The sequence below is a fragment of the Micromonospora sp. KC606 genome (assembly GCF_004348675.1).
Taxonomy (GTDB): domain Bacteria; phylum Actinomycetota; class Actinomycetes; order Mycobacteriales; family Micromonosporaceae; genus Micromonospora.
On record NZ_SMKN01000031.1, the window covers coordinates 13,674 to 28,765 of the forward strand.

General features: G+C 71.6%; 16 protein-coding genes. 11 read left to right on the forward strand and 5 right to left on the reverse strand.

Features of this window, described 5'->3' with window-relative positions; genetic code table 11:
- Nucleotides 1-30 precede the first annotated feature (30 nt).
- Both E1193_RS10030 and E1193_RS10035 read left to right on the forward strand, forming a co-directional pair.
- The gene (locus E1193_RS10030) at nt 31-906 is read left to right on the forward strand and encodes a biotin--[acetyl-CoA-carboxylase] ligase (protein ID WP_132182454.1); all 876 of its coding nucleotides are present in this window, start codon (nt 31-33) and stop codon (nt 904-906) included.
- Nucleotides 907-1,074: 168 nt separating this feature from the next.
- A complete protein-coding gene (locus E1193_RS10035; RefSeq protein ID WP_132182456.1) occupies nt 1,075-1,647 on the forward strand; it encodes a PH domain-containing protein in 573 nt (190 codons plus the stop codon).
- A gap of 33 nt (nt 1,648-1,680) precedes the next feature.
- Here E1193_RS10035 and E1193_RS10040 read toward each other — a convergent pair whose 3' ends face one another.
- Together E1193_RS10040 and E1193_RS10045 are read right to left on the reverse strand one after the other, a co-directional pair.
- A complete protein-coding gene (locus tag E1193_RS10040; protein ID WP_132182458.1) occupies nt 1,681-2,394 on the reverse strand; it encodes a GtrA family protein in 714 nt (237 codons plus the stop codon).
- Between the two features lie 64 nt (nt 2,395-2,458).
- Nucleotides 2,459-3,007, reverse strand: a complete 549-nt coding sequence (locus E1193_RS10045) for a GtrA family protein (protein WP_132182460.1) — start codon at nt 3,005-3,007, stop codon at nt 2,459-2,461.
- Nucleotides 3,008-3,457: 450 nt separating this feature from the next.
- On the opposite strand from E1193_RS10045, the gene E1193_RS10050 reads away from it, so the two are divergent.
- The 4 genes from E1193_RS10050 (at nt 3,458) to E1193_RS10065 (ending at nt 8,532) form a co-directional block, all read left to right on the forward strand.
- The gene (locus tag E1193_RS10050; RefSeq protein WP_132182462.1) at nt 3,458-5,302 is read left to right on the forward strand and encodes a phosphoenolpyruvate carboxykinase (GTP); all 1,845 of its coding nucleotides are present in this window, start codon (nt 3,458-3,460) and stop codon (nt 5,300-5,302) included.
- A 37-nt stretch (nt 5,303-5,339) separates the two neighbouring features.
- Entirely contained in the window at nt 5,340-6,203 is an 864-nt protein-coding gene (locus E1193_RS10055) for a hypothetical protein (protein WP_132182464.1), read from the forward strand.
- A gap of 384 nt (nt 6,204-6,587) precedes the next feature.
- Nucleotides 6,588-7,715 (forward strand): geranylgeranyl reductase family protein, encoded by a 1,128-nt coding sequence (locus E1193_RS10060; protein WP_132182466.1) that lies wholly within the window; start codon nt 6,588-6,590, stop codon nt 7,713-7,715.
- A gap of 46 nt (nt 7,716-7,761) precedes the next feature.
- The gene (locus E1193_RS10065) at nt 7,762-8,532 is read left to right on the forward strand and encodes an isoprenyl transferase (RefSeq protein ID WP_132182468.1); all 771 of its coding nucleotides are present in this window, start codon (nt 7,762-7,764) and stop codon (nt 8,530-8,532) included.
- Between the two features lie 116 nt (nt 8,533-8,648).
- On the opposite strand, the gene otsB is transcribed toward E1193_RS10065, so the two are convergent.
- The 3 genes from otsB to E1193_RS10080 form a co-directional block, all read right to left on the reverse strand.
- Nucleotides 8,649-9,473 carry a trehalose-phosphatase gene (gene otsB / locus E1193_RS10070; protein ID WP_132182470.1) on the reverse strand — a complete coding sequence of 275 codons (825 nt, stop codon included), beginning with the start codon at nt 9,471-9,473 and terminating at the stop codon, nt 8,649-8,651.
- 94 nt (nt 9,474-9,567) lie between these two features.
- A complete protein-coding gene (locus E1193_RS10075) occupies nt 9,568-9,921 on the reverse strand; it encodes a hypothetical protein (RefSeq protein WP_132182472.1) in 354 nt (117 codons plus the stop codon).
- Between the two features lie 161 nt (nt 9,922-10,082).
- Nucleotides 10,083-10,523 (reverse strand): XRE family transcriptional regulator, encoded by a 441-nt coding sequence (locus tag E1193_RS10080; protein ID WP_132182474.1) that lies wholly within the window; start codon nt 10,521-10,523, stop codon nt 10,083-10,085.
- A gap of 264 nt (nt 10,524-10,787) precedes the next feature.
- Between E1193_RS10080 and E1193_RS10085 the strand changes: the two genes are divergently transcribed.
- The 5 genes from E1193_RS10085 to E1193_RS10105 all read left to right on the forward strand — a co-directional run bounded on the left by E1193_RS10085 (nt 10,788) and on the right by E1193_RS10105 (nt 15,066).
- The gene (locus tag E1193_RS10085; protein ID WP_132182476.1) at nt 10,788-11,132 is read left to right on the forward strand and encodes a hypothetical protein; all 345 of its coding nucleotides are present in this window, start codon (nt 10,788-10,790) and stop codon (nt 11,130-11,132) included.
- A 31-nt stretch (nt 11,133-11,163) separates the two neighbouring features.
- Entirely contained in the window at nt 11,164-11,568 is a 405-nt protein-coding gene (locus E1193_RS10090) for a hypothetical protein (protein ID WP_132182478.1), read from the forward strand.
- 340 nt (nt 11,569-11,908) lie between these two features.
- Complete coding sequence (locus tag E1193_RS10095) at nt 11,909-13,324, forward strand: PhoH family protein (protein WP_132182480.1); 1,416 nt, start codon at nt 11,909-11,911, stop codon at nt 13,322-13,324.
- Between the two features lie 274 nt (nt 13,325-13,598).
- The gene (locus E1193_RS10100; RefSeq protein ID WP_132182482.1) at nt 13,599-14,291 is read left to right on the forward strand and encodes a lytic transglycosylase domain-containing protein; all 693 of its coding nucleotides are present in this window, start codon (nt 13,599-13,601) and stop codon (nt 14,289-14,291) included.
- Nucleotides 14,292-14,412: 121 nt separating this feature from the next.
- Nucleotides 14,413-15,066, forward strand: a complete 654-nt coding sequence (locus E1193_RS10105) for a rhomboid family intramembrane serine protease (protein ID WP_132182484.1) — start codon at nt 14,413-14,415, stop codon at nt 15,064-15,066.
- The last annotated feature ends 26 nt before the right edge of the window (nt 15,067-15,092 follow it).

The window sequence follows — 15,092 nt, forward strand, 5'->3', positions numbered from 1 at the left end:
TCGCCTCAGTGCCGCCCGTACGCTGGCGGGATGCCGGGTTCCCCGTACACCGATCTGGAGCGACCGCCGCTGTCGGCGGCGCGGCTGGCCCGCGCGTTGACCGCGCCGCACGGACCGTGGAGCCGGCTCGACCTGCGGGTCGAGACGGGTTCCACCAACGCGGACGCGGCCGCCGCCGCGCGGGCGGGTGAGCCGGAGGGTCTGGTGGTGGTCGCCGAACGGCAGACCGCCGGGCGGGGACGGCGGGGCCGGGTCTGGCAGTCGCCCGCCCGGGCCGGTATCGCGACCAGCGTCCTGTTGCGACCAGGGGAGGCCGTGGCGGAACGCGGCTGGCCGCCGGCGCCCGCGACGGGGTACGGCTGGTTGCCGTTGCTGGCCGGGGTTGCCCTGGTGGAGGCGGTGGGCCGGCTGGCCGAGCTGGAGGCCGGGCTGAAGTGGCCGAACGACCTGTTGGTCGGCGACGCGAAGTGCGGCGGCATCCTCGCCGAGGCGGTTCCGGGGGCGGCGCCGGCACAGCCCCCGGCGATCGTGCTCGGCATCGGCCTGAACGTCACGTTGCGCGCCGACGAGCTGCCGGAGAACCCGACCGGGCTGCCGGCGACCTCGCTGCGGTTGGCCGGTGCCGCCGCCACCGACCGGGATCCGTTGCTGCGCGCGCTGCTCCGCTCGCTCGCCGACTGGTACGACCGCTGGCGGGTCGCGGGCGGCGACGCGGTGCACAGCGGCCTGCGCGACGCCTACCTGGCGTCCTGCGCCACCCTCGACCGGCAGGTGCGGGCGCTGCTCCCGGACGGCACGGAGCTGTCCGGCCGCGCCACCGGCGTGGATGTCGACGGTCAACTCCTGGTCGACACACCGGCGGGCCGTCGCTCCCTGTCCGCCGCCGACATCCTCCACCTTCGCTGACCAGCCCTAGCAACCCTGTCGATCACCAAGCTGGTGGGCTGTTTCGTCCGGATCGGCACCGCCGACGTCATGATCGGTCGGACTGGTGGCGGGATTGTGCGCGCGGGTGATACGGGGAGGCGGGGGAGTGGTTAGGGTCAGGCGTCCGGTTCCGCCGAGGAGGTTGTCGTGGCGTTCCCCGAAGACGTGCTCACCGAGGACGAGCACGTCGTCCTGCATCTGCACCCGCACTGGAAGGCGCTGGTGCGCCCGGTCCTGGTGCTGCTGCTGGGCGTCGCAGCGCTGGTGACGGCCTGGGTCCTGCTACCCGAGGGCGACGGCGGGACGATCGCGCTCTACGTGCTGGCCGGGCTGGCGCTGGTGCTGGTGCTGTGGTTGGCGCTCTGGCCGTTCCTGGTCTGGCGCACCACGCACTATCTCTTCACGGACGAGCGGGTGCTGCTCCAGCACGGCGTGCTCGCCCGGGAACGGCGCGACCTCCCGTTGGCCCGGATCAACGATCACTCGATGAGCCAGCGCTTCCTCGAACGACTGCTGGGCTGCGGCACCCTGACCATCGAGTCGGCGGGTGAGCGTGGCCAGTCGGTGCTGCTCGACGTGCCGCAGGTCGGCAAGGTCCAGACCAGGCTCTACGAGCTGGTCGAGGCCCACCATGACAAGCACTCGCTGGGCGACGGCGAGCTGCGCGAGATCCTCACCGACGTGCGCGACGGCAATCCCCTGGGCAACTCGACCACCTGACCCAACCGGGCAGCTTCCGGGCGGGTGAGCGGGTCAGCGGCGGGGGCGGCGTGTGCCGGCGTGCAACTCGGCAGCCAGTTCGGCGTCCAGGTCGGCGCTCACGGCGCCGCCGAGGCCGGCGTCCAGCGCCGCCGGCCGGACCTTCGGTTGCGGGAACATCGGCTCGGCGGCGGTCGCCGGCTCCCGCCGGTCGGGTGGCTGGGCTTCCTCCAGTTCGGTGACCGACTCGGCCAGTTCGGCGACCGGGTCCATCTCGGCCATCGTGTCCCACTCGTCGCGGGGCAGGCCGTGCCAGGTCTGCGCGGCGTGCGCGGGGACGGGCTGGAAGACGAAGGTCCGGTACGACCAGAAGCGGAACAAGGTCGCCAGCAGGACGCCGCACGTCTTCGCCACGTTGAGCGCGAGCAGGCCGTGCACACCGAGGCCGTACTTGGCGACGGCGAGGACGCCCAGCTCGATCAGCAGACCCGCGCCGTTGAAGAGGAAAAACAGGACGTATTCGCGCTGAACCGCCGCTTTCGGGCGATCACGGTACGTCCAGTGCCGATTCATCAGATAGGAGCTGATCGTGGCCACGATGGTCGCGACGACCGTCGCCTTCAGTTGGCCATTGACGAAAACCGTGAGTGCCAGGGCATTGAACACCGCGTAATTGATGACGGTGTTGACGCCTCCGACGATGCCGAATTTGAGCGCCTCGTTGATGAACTTCTGCCAGCGCTCGGGCAGCAGACGGACAAGACGCATGCGGAACACCTTAGGGCAGTGGTCGGGAGCCGGCGGATCCCGGCCGGACGGGATGGGCGGTAGGTCACGCCCTCGACGGTGGGTCGTCCACCGCCTCCGGAACCGGGGGGATTCCCGCTTCCACGAAGACGAACCGTCGATACGACCAGAACCGGAACAGCGTCCCGAGGCCGGTGCCGACGACGAAGCTGGCGATGTTGTCCGCCACGGCGGTCTGGAACACCCCGGGCCAGATGCTGCCCAGGCCGTATCGGCTGATCGCCAGGCAGGCCACCGCGATGCCGAGACCCACCGCGTTGAAGAAGAAGAAGAGCGCGTACTCGCGGGCCGGATGGGAGCGCAGCCGGTGGCGCCACGTCCAGAACCGGTTGCCCAGGAAGGCCAGGGTCGCCGCCACCAGGGTCGAGATCGCCTTCGCGGTGACCGGCGGGACGCCCCGACCGATGGCCAGGTAGTTGAAGAGGGCGAAGTCCACGAGGAACGCGATGCCGCCCACGGTGGCGAACTTGCTCAGCTCGCGGACGAGGTGACCGAAACGGTTCAGCAGTGTGCTGACCAGACCCGAGGGGGTCTGCGGAGGCCCTGGTTGGTCTCCGGTCGTCGTCACGGCCACCTGCCGAGCGTACCGGTTGAGGGCTGCGCGGACGCGGAGCAACCGCGAGCCGTCCGGGAACGCGGGCGCGGTGCGCGCCGCGCCGCGGCGACCCCGGTGGCGGACGGTGGCTGTGTTGTCACTCCTCGCGTTCCCTTCATTCCCCGCGGGTCCGATTTTCGGCGGCGTCACCGGATGTCTGGTTTCTTCCCCTGTCGTCGTCCTTCTGGGGGGTGACGACAGTTGGCCGCAGGATTTGCGTGAAACTGCGCGCCGAAGCGGGTATTAGCTCGCGATGCCGCAACCGGGCCGAACCTTGTGCAGTTCTTCACAACCAGTCCCACTGACTGAAAGGCCCGCCCGGTTTACGCTGAGCGCAATCCCAGGTTTCCACGAAGGCGACGCGGCCCGCGTCCGCCGAGACTCGTGCATCCCATAGATCGGTCAGCGTCGACCACGAGGAGATGTGTCATGGTTGCTCCGGCTGTTGTGCGGGGTATCGATCAGGCCCCGACGACCCACCCCAAGCTGCTCGCCTGGGTCAGAGAAGTCGCGGAACTGACCACCCCCGAGCGGGTGGTGTGGGTTGACGGGTCCGATGAGGAGTGGCGGCGCCTCACCGACGAGCTTGTCGACAAGGGGACGTTGATCCGGCTCAACCCCGAGAAGAAGCCCAACTCGTTCTACGCCCGGACGGACCCGACGGACGTCGCCCGGGTCGAGGAGCGCACCTTCATCTGCTCCGTCGACGAGGCGGACGCCGGCCCCACCAACAACTGGTTGGCGCCCGCGGAGATGAAACGGACGATGAAGCAGTTGTACCGCGGTTGCATGCGCGGGCGCACCATGTACGTCATTCCGTTCTGCATGGGCCCGGTCGAGGCCGAGAAACCGATGTTCGGCGTCGAGATCACCGACAGCCCGTACGTGGTCGCCTCGATGCGCATCATGACCCGGATGGGGACGACGGTCCTGGAGGCGATGGGCGACGACGCCGACTTCGTGCACGCGCTGCACTCCATCGGCGCCCCGCTCGCTGCCGGCCGGCAGGACGTGGCCTGGCCCTGCAACGAGACGAAGTACATCTCGCACTTCCCGGAGACCCGGGAGATCTGGTCCTTCGGCTCCGGCTACGGCGGCAACTCGCTGTTGGGCAAGAAGTGCTACTCGCTGCGGATCGCCAGCGTGATGGGCCGGGACGAGGGCTGGCTCGCCGAGCACATGCTGATCCTCAAGATCACCTCGCCGGCGGGCGGGGTCTACCACATCGCCGGCGCGTTCCCGTCCGCCTGCGGCAAGACCAACCTCGCCATGCTGGAGCCGACCATCCCGGGCTGGAAGGTCGAGACCATCGGCGACGACATCGCCTGGATGCGGTTCGGTCCGGACGGCCGCCTCTACGCGATCAACCCGGAGTACGGTCTCTTCGGCGTCGCGCCGGGCACCGACTGGAAGACCAACGGCAACGCGATGCGGACGCTGGAGCGTGGCAACTCGGTCTTCACCAACGTGGCCCTCACCGACGACGGCGACGTCTGGTGGGAGGGCATGGGTGATCCGCCGGCGCACCTGACCGACTGGAAGGGCAACGACTGGACGCCGGAGAGCGAAAGCCTCTCCTCGCACGCGAACAGCCGGTTCTGCACTCCGATCACGCAGTGCCCGATTCTGGCCGACGACTACTTCGACCCGAACGGCGTGCCCATCGACGCGATCCTGTTCGGTGGCCGCCGCCGGGACACCATCCCACTGGTCACCGAGGCCCGCGACTGGGTGCACGGCGTCTACCTGGGCGCCACGCTCTCCTCGGAGACCACCGCCGCCGCCTCCGGCGCGGTCGGCGTGGTCCGTCGCGACCCGATGGCGATGCTGCCGTTCATCGGCTACCACGCCGGCGACTACTTCCGGCACTGGATCGAGATGGGCAAGGGCGTCGACGGCGACGAGTCGAAGCTGCCAAAGATCTACTACGTCAACTGGTTCCGCAAGGACGCCGAGGGCGACTTCCTCTGGCCCGGCTTCGGCGAGAACTCCCGGGTGCTCAAGTGGATCATCGAGCGGATCGAGGGCCGGGCCGAGGCCGTCGAGACCCCGATCGGCATGGTGCCGGCGCAGGACGCGCTCGACGTCGAGGGTCTGGACATGACCCCCGAGGACGTCCGGATCGCCCTCAAGGTCGACCCGGACGAGTGGCGCGAGGAACTGCCGCTGGTCACCGAGTGGTTCGAGAAGTTCGGCGACAAGCTGCCGGGCGTTCTCTGGGCCGAGCTGGACGCGCTGCGGGCCCGGCTGGACGCGGAGCAGCCCCGGCGGTAGGTGTGCCGGTTGCCCGTACCGGGCACCATCGGATCCCATGAGGACGGCCGCCGCGACCCCGCAGGTCCGGCGGCCGTCCGCCGTCCGGGCGCTCACCACGCTGCTCGCCGCCACGGCCGCTGCCACCGTCGTGGTCGAGCTGCTCAACTGGTGGTACGCCCCGGAGCAGGAGTTCGGGCTGGCCGTACGCACCGGTTGGGCGATGCTGCGCTCGGTGGGATTCCTGGTGCTGATCGGGCACGTCAACCGCGGTCGTGCCGTGGCGAAACCGCTCGGGCTGATCCTGGCCGTCACCACCGTCTTCGCGGTCGGCCGGCTGGTGGTGCCCCGCGAGGGGGTGCCACCGCTGCCCGGCCTGCTCGGCTTCGCCCTGCTCGCCGCGCTCTGCGCGGCCTTGGTCTGGCTGCTCCACCGCTCGGACGCGGTCGCCGAGCACCTGGTCCGGCACCGAAGGGGCCTGGTCCTCACCGGCGGGACGATCTCCTGGCGGGAGATCGCGCCGAAACGGCCCCCGGTCACCGGTTGGCTGCTCACCAGCCGGGTCGCCGCCTTCACGTACAGCCCGCTGATGCTGGTGCCAGCACTGGTCGCCGGCGGCGCCGTCCTGGACGGCCGGCCCGCTGCCGTCCCGGCGGTGCTGCTCTGGTTCCTCGCCGGCATCGCGGTCAGCTACCTGGTGCTCTTCTGCACCGCATTCCTGATGCGCGACCGGCGCTGGGCCCGCACGCTGCTGGTGGCGATCACCCTGGGCGTGCTCGCCGTCGACCTGCCGCTGTGCTGGTGGCTGCTCGGCGTCGACGGGTTGGTCCGCGACGGCGCCCCGCTGGTCGCCGCCGCCGTCCTGGCCCTGTACGGCCTGCGCCGCGCCGCCCGCGCCGAAACCACCTCGCTTCCCACCTGAACACGCCCCCGCTGCACCCCGCCTCGCCTCGCCCGCCGGCCGCCGGCCCTCGCCTCGCCCGCCGGCCGCCGGCCCTCGCCTCGCCCGCCGGCCGCCGGCCCTCGCCTCGCCCGCCGGCCGCCGGCCGCCGGCCCTCAGTTTGCGGCAAGTGGTGCTTTCCAGTCGCGGGATGGCCACGGTTTGCCGCATGTGAAGAATGGCGTGGTGTCCGGGCCACGGTTTGCCGCAAGTTGGGCGGGTTGCTGCGAGAGGGGGCGGCGCTGGCGAGTTCCGGATCGGCGCGGTACCTGGCCCGTGCCGGTCGGTGGTCCTGCGGGGCAGGATGAGACTCGGCCTGGCGTGCGCGGTGGGTGGGACGGCGGCGAACCCGGGGAGGGACGCGGAGTGGACGACGAGTTCGACGTGATCGTGGTGGGGGCGGGGCCGGCCGGCTCGGCGGCGGCCCTGGCCGCCCGCCGCGCCCGGGCCCGGGTGCTGTTGCTGGACCGGGCCGACTTCCCCCGCGACAAGGCCTGCGGGGACGGCGTCGCCGCGCACGCGCTGGACGTCCTCGCCGAGCTGGGGGTGGCCGACGCGGTGGCCGGGTACCCTCCGCTGCCGGCGTTGCGCCTGGTTGGACCGTGCGGGGAAGAGGTCGCCAGGGCGCTGCCCCGGCCCGCGTACACGGTGCCCCGGACGGTGTTGGACGCCCGATTGGTGGCGGCGGCGGTGCGGGCCGGGGCGGTGCTGCGCCGGCACACGGTCCGCCGGGTCGAGCTGCGCGGTGACCGGGTGGTGCTGGACGGCGTTCTCGCCGCCCGGGCACTCGTCGGCGCCGACGGGGCCGGCTCGGTGGTCCGTCGGGCGCTCGGCCACCCGGTCAACCCGGACCGGCACCTGGCGCTGGCCATCCGGGGGTACGCCCCGGCGCTGCCCGGCCCGCCCGAGCAACTCATCATCACCTCGGCCGCGCGCTGGCCGGCGTACGCCTGGTCCTTCCCGATCGGTGACGGACGTGCGAACGTCGGGTACGGGGAGGTGCTGCGCGGCGAGCCGCTCAGCCGCGCGTACCTGCTCGACCGGCTCGCCGCGCTGCTGCCGGCCACCGACCCGGCGACGGTCACCGACCTGCGGGCGCACCACCTGCCGCTGTCGACGCACCGGCCGGCGCCCGGCCGGGGCCGGGCGGTGCTGGCCGGAGACGCACTCTCGTTGATCAATCCGTTCACCGGCGAAGGGATCTTCTACGCCCTGCTCTCCGGCGCGCTGGCGGGCGCGGCGGCTGCGGGCTCGCCCGGCCGGGCCGCCGACCGGTACGCCGCCGTGTTGCGCCGGCGACTCGGTACCCACCTGCGCCACAGCTCGGTGGCGGCCTGGCTGGCCCGGCACCGCCGGATCGTCGACGCCGCCGTCCGGGGGGCCCGTCGCGACGACCGGGTCTACGCGACGGTCGTCGAGCTGGGCCTCGGCGACGGCCGGCTGGACGCGCGGACCCTCGCGATGATCGGTGCCGGTCTCTTGGCCCGGAGTTAACCACCCAGCTCACCATCGTCGGACCGGGTCGCTACCCTGCAAGGTGATGACTCTGCGGAAACTTCTCTACTCCGTCTACGAGCGCCGGCTGACGGCGAAGCTCGCAGGCCGGCCGGTGCCCCGGCACGTCGGGGTGATGTGCGACGGCAACCGCAGGTGGGCGCGGGAGATGGGGCTCGTCGACCCGAACGACGGGCACCGGATGGGCGCCGAGCGGATCAAGGAGCTGCTGCGTTGGTGCGACGCCGCGGGCGTGGGTCACGTGACGCTGTGGCTGCTCTCCACCGACAATCTCTCCCGTCCGGCGGAGGAGCTGGACCCGCTGTTGCAGATCATCGAGGATCTGACCACCGAGCTGGCCGAGGAGGGCAACCCCTGGCGGCTGCGGATGGTCGGGGCGCTGGACGTGCTGCCGGCGCAGCATGCCCATGCTCTCAAGGCCGCCGAGGAGCGCACCCGGGAACGCGCCGGCGGCGCGCAGGTCAACATCGCCGTCGGTTACGGCGGGCGGCGCGAGATCGCCGACGCGGTGCGCTCGCTGCTGCTGGAGCACGCGGCGAAGGGCGGCACCATCGAGGAGCTGGCCGGCTCGCTGGATGTCGACCACATCTCGGAGCACCTGTACACCAGGGGTCTGCCGGACCCGGATCTGATCATCCGGACCAGCGGTGAGCAGCGCGTGTCGGGCTTCATGATGTGGCAGTCGGCCCACTCGGAGTTCTACTTCTGTGAGCTCAACTGGCCGGACTTCCGCCGCGTCGACTTCCTGCGCGCCCTGCGTTCGTACGCCACCCGGCAGCGCCGCTTCGGGATCTGACCCCCGCGCCGCCGTGCTGGCGCCTCCCCGCTGGTCGATCATGAAGTTGCCGGCGGCCTGGATCCACCCGGGCTGCCGCCAACTGCGTGATCACCGGACCGGGTGGGGTAGGTGGGTCAGGTGAGGTGGTGGAGGGCTCGGGTGAGGAAGTCGCCGAGGGCGGCGGGGGAGTCGATGGTGAGGTCGGCGGCCTCGGCCACCTCCTGACCGGTCTCCGGGTTCGCCACCGCCACGCAGACGCCGAGGAAGTCGGGATCACCGGCGGCCCGGGCACGCAACGCCGCGAACGCCTTGATGTCGGAGACGTCGTCGCCGAAGTACCAGGCGCCGCCCGCGGTGCGGACCACCTCGCCGATGACCAGGCCCTTGTCCCGGTCCACCGGCGGCTTCAGCTCCAGCACCATCCGGCCGGCCTGCACCTTCAGGCCGAGCTGTTCGGCCTGCGCCCGACCCCACCGCTCGACCTGCGGGCCCAGCCCCGGCGCGGTGCGCCAGTGCAACGCGACGCTCAGCCGCTTGTACTCCACCAGCGTGCCGGCGGGCAGTTCGGCGCGGGCCAGGTCGGCCAGCTCGGCCATGGTCGGCACCCAGGGCAGGGCGGCGGGCTCGGTCACCGTGGGGCCCCCGGAGTGGCTGTGCTCCAGGCCGTACAAACCGTAGAGGTCGATGCCGGCCAGGCCCCCCAGGTGGTCGCGGAGGAAGTCCACCGGGCGTGCCGAGACGATCGCCACCCGCTGCACCACGGGGGCCAGCGCCTCCAGCGCGGCGAGCACCTTCGGCGCGGGCTGCACGGCGGTGGGGTCGTCGTCCACCGGCGCGAGGGTGCCGTCGAAGTCGAAGAAGAGCACGATGTCGGACACCCGTGCGGCAGTGGCACGCCACGCGTGCTCGGCGTCCAACGGGGTCCTCGGCGGCTGGTTGCCCAGATTCAACGGCGGCACGCGCGACAGCGTACCCCGGCGTGGGCGGGTCATTCGTGGCTGTGAGATGACACCTTGACACCGCCGGGATGGGCGTTCGCGGCACAACGGGGGGTCAGCGTTCGGCGGCTCCCCGGCCCCGTCGCCCGAACGGCACCACCGCCGCGTCCTGGCTGTTGCTGAGCAGGTAGCCCTCGACGAAGCCGGTGTTCCGGTCGCCGGTGTGTGCCTCGATCTCGTTGAGTCGCGCCACCAGGAACTCGGTCAGGGCGCTGACCCGGTCGTTGAGCCGCTCGTGCAACTCGGCGAGCACGGCCAGGACCACCGCCGTGCCGGCGGTGGTCGCCGCGAAGACATTGACGACCAGAGGAAGCTGCTCGCCCTCGACCGCGCTGATCACCATGTTGGCGGTCACACACGATGTCACCGACACCGTCGCGACCACGACCGCCCACCACTTCAGGGTCATGGACAGACCCCTCCTTCTGTCCCGCAGGGCTGGGTTCGGCCTTGTCCCGTCCCCCGCCGACGACGAGCCCAAGCAGTACGAATAGGGACGCTAGCGTGCCTTCTCCGCGTTCGTGGCGGAACGATCAGGTTCCGCCCGTCGTTCTTTCGCCATCTGAGGAACTACCCGGTCCGTTCCTCTCGTTTTCGGTCATCGACCGGCAGAGTCGGGCGGTATGCGAGGTAACGGATGGTCTCCCGGATGTGGAACTTCTCCGCGTCGGACACATCCGGGTCGACCAGGCGACGCAGCAGGGCCTCCACGTCCGGGTCCATCGGGGGCGGGCCGGCGACACCGCGGGTGGCGGCGGCCCGGTCCCAGCCCAGTGCCGCGAAGGCGGTCGCCGGGTTGAGCCCGAGCCCTTCGCAGAAGGCCACCACCCGGTCGACCTCCGGGTCGCTGGCCCAGTCGCCGCGGACCCAGCGGTTGATGGTCTGGCGGGAGACGCCGGTGCGGCGGGAGACCTCGGTGCCGGTCCAGGCGCGCATGGCGCGGGCGTCGTCGAGGGCCCGGCGGACGAACGTGGCGAAGGCGATCTTCCGGGCAGGGGCGGTCTCGTTCACGTTCCGACCGTACGCGGGAACGCTCCCACGGCGGGGGGCGGGCACCCGTGTGTAACGCATGCGGGACGATGCCTCCGGGGCGTCAGCAAACGATCCGGAGCTGCTCTTGAGGGGTGTCACCGGGGCAGAATAGGTGGCTTTGGGGGCGGGGGAAACCGGACGAAAAGCTGATACTGTCACGTCCATGGGACAATCTACGGTGTGTCACGTGCATGAGACGATCGGTGCTCACATGCGTCACGCCCCCGGTACGGGGAGGGCGTGGTGACCGAAGTCGTGACCCGCGCCCAGGCCTTCGGGCTGGTCGCGGAGGGGGTGGCCGCGGGGCTGAGCGCGCCCTGGCGCCTCTACCTCGCCCGGGGATGCCGTTACCTGTCACTGAGTGTCGGGGATCGGGCCGAGTGGAACGCCTGGCGTACCCACCTCGGCTGCCCCGAGCTGAGCGTCCGGGTCTACGACGCCGGTGGCGAGATCCGGCGTTCGTCGGTCGCCGAGGTGGTCATGGACGGCTGCCGGATCAGCGTCGAACTAGTCGAGGAGATCGGCACCGACGACCTGGACCGGCTCCTGGTCGCCGATCCGACCGCCATCGAGCCGGAGGACCGGTGACCGGGCAGGGGTGGCGTGCCGGGGACGCCGGATGAGTCCTCTGCTCGCGGTCTTCCTCGTGCTGGTCCTCGGCGCCACGAGCTACGCGGCCGGCCGGCTGCACGGGCAGCTCAGCTACCGGATCGGCTACCGCTTCGGCTACCGGCAGGGCTACTTCGACGGTGACCGGGGCGCGTGGAACCGGCGCCGGCGCGAAGCGCAGGCCGCCATCGCCTCGGCGCTGGCCGTTCCGGTCGGCGGGGTGCCGGCGACGTCGGTGAGCCCGGGCCGGCCGGTGAGCGGTGGGCCGGCGGGCGGCGGCCCCGGCCCCACCGGCACGGTCCCCGCTCCGGCCGCCCGGCAGGGCACCACGTACACCGGCTCCTCGTTCACCGCCCCGGGCGCGCCGGTCACCGGCCAGCACCCGACCGGGACCCTGGTGCGGCGACAGGGCTGATCGCCGCCATCTGACGCGGTGCGTCGTCCGCGGCGGACACGCACCGTCGGGGCCACGTCAGACCGGTGACGTGGCCCCACCGGCCGGGATGCGCGCAGGGGGCATGCATCCCGGCCGGTCCGCCCCGCTCCGCGCTCTTCCGGACGGGGGAGATCCACGTGACCCCTAGCCGAGGGGGCCGGACGCGGCTAGCGTCTAGGCATGGCGCGGGGTTCTCCCGGGCCAGCCGGCCGCCCGGAACTGCGACCTCGCGCACGGGGTTCCGCATCCGACCCCGTGTCCCCGGGCGCCGGAGGAGGCGGAACGCGGATGGCGGGTGCGCATCCGTCGGAGCAGGCCTGTGACCAATCGCCGCACGACCGCAGGTGCCGACCAGAGCCCGGCCGCGACTGCCACGACCCGCCGAGCCACCCGGAGCCGCCGCACCACGGCCGCCGCTCCGGCCGGCCCCGAGGAGCCCCGACCAGCCGGCCAGGCCTTCGTACTGGACACCTCGGTGCTCCTGTCCGACCCGGCGGCCTTCCACCGGTTCGCCGAGCACGAGGTGGTGCTTCCCCTCGTGGTCATCACCGAACTGGAGGGCAAGCGCCACCACCCGGAGCTGGGCTGGTTCGCCCGGCAGTCGCTGCGCATGCTGGACGAGTTGCGGGTACGGCACGGGCGGCTGGACCATCCGGTGCCCGCGAACGACTACGGCGGCACCCTGCGGGTGGAGTTGAACCACTCGGACGACGGGGTCCTGCCACCGGGGTTCCGGAACGAGTCCAACGACGCGCGGATCCTCTCCGTGGCGCTGAACCTCGCCGCCGAGGGGCGGGACGTCACCCTGGTCAGCAAGGACATGCCGCTGCGGGTGAAGGCCGCCTCGGTCGGCCTGAAGGCCGACGAGTACCGGCACGGCCAGGCCAGTGACCCGACCTGGACCGGGATGGCCGAACTGGAGTTGGGCGAGGACGAGATCGGCCGGCTGTACGCGGGGGAGGCCCTCGACGTGGACGCCGCGGCTGGCCTGCCCTGCCACACCGGCCTGGTGCTGCACTCGGCCCGTGGCTCGGCCCTGGGCCGGGTGCTGCCGGACAAGACCGTCCGGCTGGTCCGCGGTGACCGGGAGGCGTTCGGCGTGCACGGCCGCTCGGCCGAGCAGCGGATCGCCCTGGACCTGCTGCTGGACGAGTCGATCGGGATCGTCTCGATGGGCGGGCGGGCCGGCACCGGCAAGTCCGCGTTGGCGCTCTGCGCCGGGCTGGAGGCGGTGATGGAACGCCGCCGGCACAAGAAGGTGGTCGTCTTCCGCCCGCTGTACGCCGTCGGCGGCCAGGAACTGGGCTACCTGCCCGGATCGGAGGCGGAGAAGATGTCGCCGTGGGCCCAGGCGGTCTTCGACACCCTGGGCGCGGTGGTGCACGAGAACGTGCTGGAGGAGGTCACCTCCCGGGGCATCCTGGAGGTGCTGCCGCTGACCCACATCCGCGGTCGCAGCCTGCACGACGCCTTCGTCATCGTCGACGAGGCGCAGTCGCTGGAGCGGGGTGTGCTGCTCACCGTACTGTCCCGGATCGGCCAGGGCTCCCGCGTGGTGCTCACCCACGACGTCGCCCAGCGGGACAACCTCCGGGTGGGGCGGCACGACGGAGTGACGGCGGTGATCGAGACGTTGAAGGGTCATCCGCTCTTCGCGCACGTCACGCTGAGCCGGTCCGAGCGGTCGCCGATTGCGGCAATGGTGACGGATTTGTTGGAGGACATCCCACACTGACTGGTTTTTCGTCCCCTCCTGTCCGCATTCACTTTGTGGCCCAAATCACAAAACGGTCTAGTGGTTTCCCATCAGCCTCACTGTGCGCGATGGTGTCCTGCGAGCGCCCACGCCCCGACGAGATAGCCGAGCATCGTTCGTCCCACCGGTGGACGGGCCCGGCGACGGTCGGTGCGTCGGTTGCGACCCGCTGCGGTCGGGGCGCTCGCGGCACGACCGCGCCCGGTGACGGCCGGCCTGTGCCGCGTCCTTGCCCCCGACGAAGGGACACCTCGTGAGTCGGCTGTGGAGCCGGTTCGGCGCCCGGACGGCTGCTGTCGCGCTGCTCTCCGTGGGCGTCGCCGGCGGCTTCTACCTGGGAGAAGACCGGGAAGTCCAGCAACAGGGCCTGACCGCGCAGGTCAGCCTCGTGGTCGACGAGGCCGAGTACGGCTACCAGCGGGAGCGGCAGGCCCAGCACCGGACCCAGTCCGCCAAGCAGCGAAACGTCGAGTACCAGGCGAAGCTGCGCGCCGCCGAGGCGGCCAAGGCGGCGGCCGAGCGGGCCCGGAAGGCCGAAGCCGCCGCCGCCTCTCGCAAGAAGGCCCGCGAGGCGGCCGAGAAGGCAACCAAGGAGGCCGAGACCAAGCCGTACACCGGCCCGATCCCGGCCTCCTGCAACGAGTACGGCGGCAACAGGAAGATCGGCTGCGCGCTGCTGCTCGACGAAGGCTTCAAGATCGATCAGATGCCCTGCCTGGACAAGCTCTGGACCAAGGAGAGCGGCTGGAACCACAAGGCCGCCAACCCGTCCTCCGGGGCGTACGGCATCCCGCAGGCGCTGCCCGGCAGCAAGATGGGCTCGGTCGCCGACGACTGGCGGACCAACCCCGCCACCCAGATCAAGTGGGGCCTCGGCTACATCGAGGGCCGGTACGACAACCCGTGCGGGGCCTGGGCCAAGAGCCAGCGCTCCGGCTGGTACTGAGAACCGCGGACCGCACGGCGTGCCGACGGCGGGGCGGGTGCCCGACCACCCACCCCGCCGTCGTCGTGTCCCCGGGGCTCCCGGGTGGCGGTCGGCCGGGATTGCTGATAGCTCTTGACGGGTGACCCTGCACCCGACGGGCGGCGACCCGCACCGGTTCGGCACCGAGGCGTTCTACGCGTCGCTCGGCCGCGCCTTCGTCGCCATGTGCGCGGTGGTGCCCTTCCTCTTCCTCATCGAGGCGCTCGACCAGGGGCTCGCCCTCGGTCTCGACGTGGCAGCCGGGATCATCCCGCTGCGCATCCAGGGGCTCGACGGGGTCTTCTTCTCGCCGTTCCTGCACCACGGCTTCGACCACCTCTACAGCAACAGCATCCCGCTGATCCTGCTCGGCACCTTCGTGCTCGCCGCCGGCACCCGACGCTTCCTCTGGTCCACCCTGATCATCATCCTGGTCAGCGGGCTCGGGGTCTGGTTCACCGGCGCGCCCCACTCGGTGGTGGTGGGCGCCAGCGGGGTCATCTTCGGCTACCTCGGCATCCTGCTCACCCGGGGCATCGTCGAGCGGAGCTGGTGGAACTTCGCCGTGGTGCTGCTGGTCGGCCTGCTCTACGGCTGGCAGTTGCTCGGCATCCTTCCCACCGACGAGCGCATCTCCTGGCAGGGGCACCTCTTCGGGCTGCTCGGCGGGGTCGTCGCGGCGATCCTGTTCCGGCGCCGCAGGCCCGAGCCGTACGACCCGTACCGACCCGAGTCGACCCTCACCCTGTCCTGACCCGCGATTCGCCGGCCCGGCGCGGC

Coding starts and splice junctions, on each gene's coding strand:
- E1193_RS10065 (WP_132182468.1), top strand. CDS start 7,762: ATGACTCTGCGGAAACTTCTCTACTCCGTCTACGAGCGCCGGCTGACG.
- E1193_RS10040 (WP_132182458.1), bottom strand. CDS start 2,394: ATGCGTCTTGTCCGTCTGCTGCCCGAGCGCTGGCAGAAGTTCATCAAC.
- E1193_RS10030 (WP_132182454.1), top strand. CDS start 31: ATGCCGGGTTCCCCGTACACCGATCTGGAGCGACCGCCGCTGTCGGCG.
- E1193_RS10055 (WP_132182464.1), top strand. CDS start 5,340: ATGAGGACGGCCGCCGCGACCCCGCAGGTCCGGCGGCCGTCCGCCGTC.
- E1193_RS10090 (WP_132182478.1), top strand. CDS start 11,164: ATGAGTCCTCTGCTCGCGGTCTTCCTCGTGCTGGTCCTCGGCGCCACG.
- E1193_RS10050 (WP_132182462.1), top strand. CDS start 3,458: ATGGTTGCTCCGGCTGTTGTGCGGGGTATCGATCAGGCCCCGACGACC.
- E1193_RS10075 (WP_132182472.1), bottom strand. CDS start 9,921: ATGACCCTGAAGTGGTGGGCGGTCGTGGTCGCGACGGTGTCGGTGACA.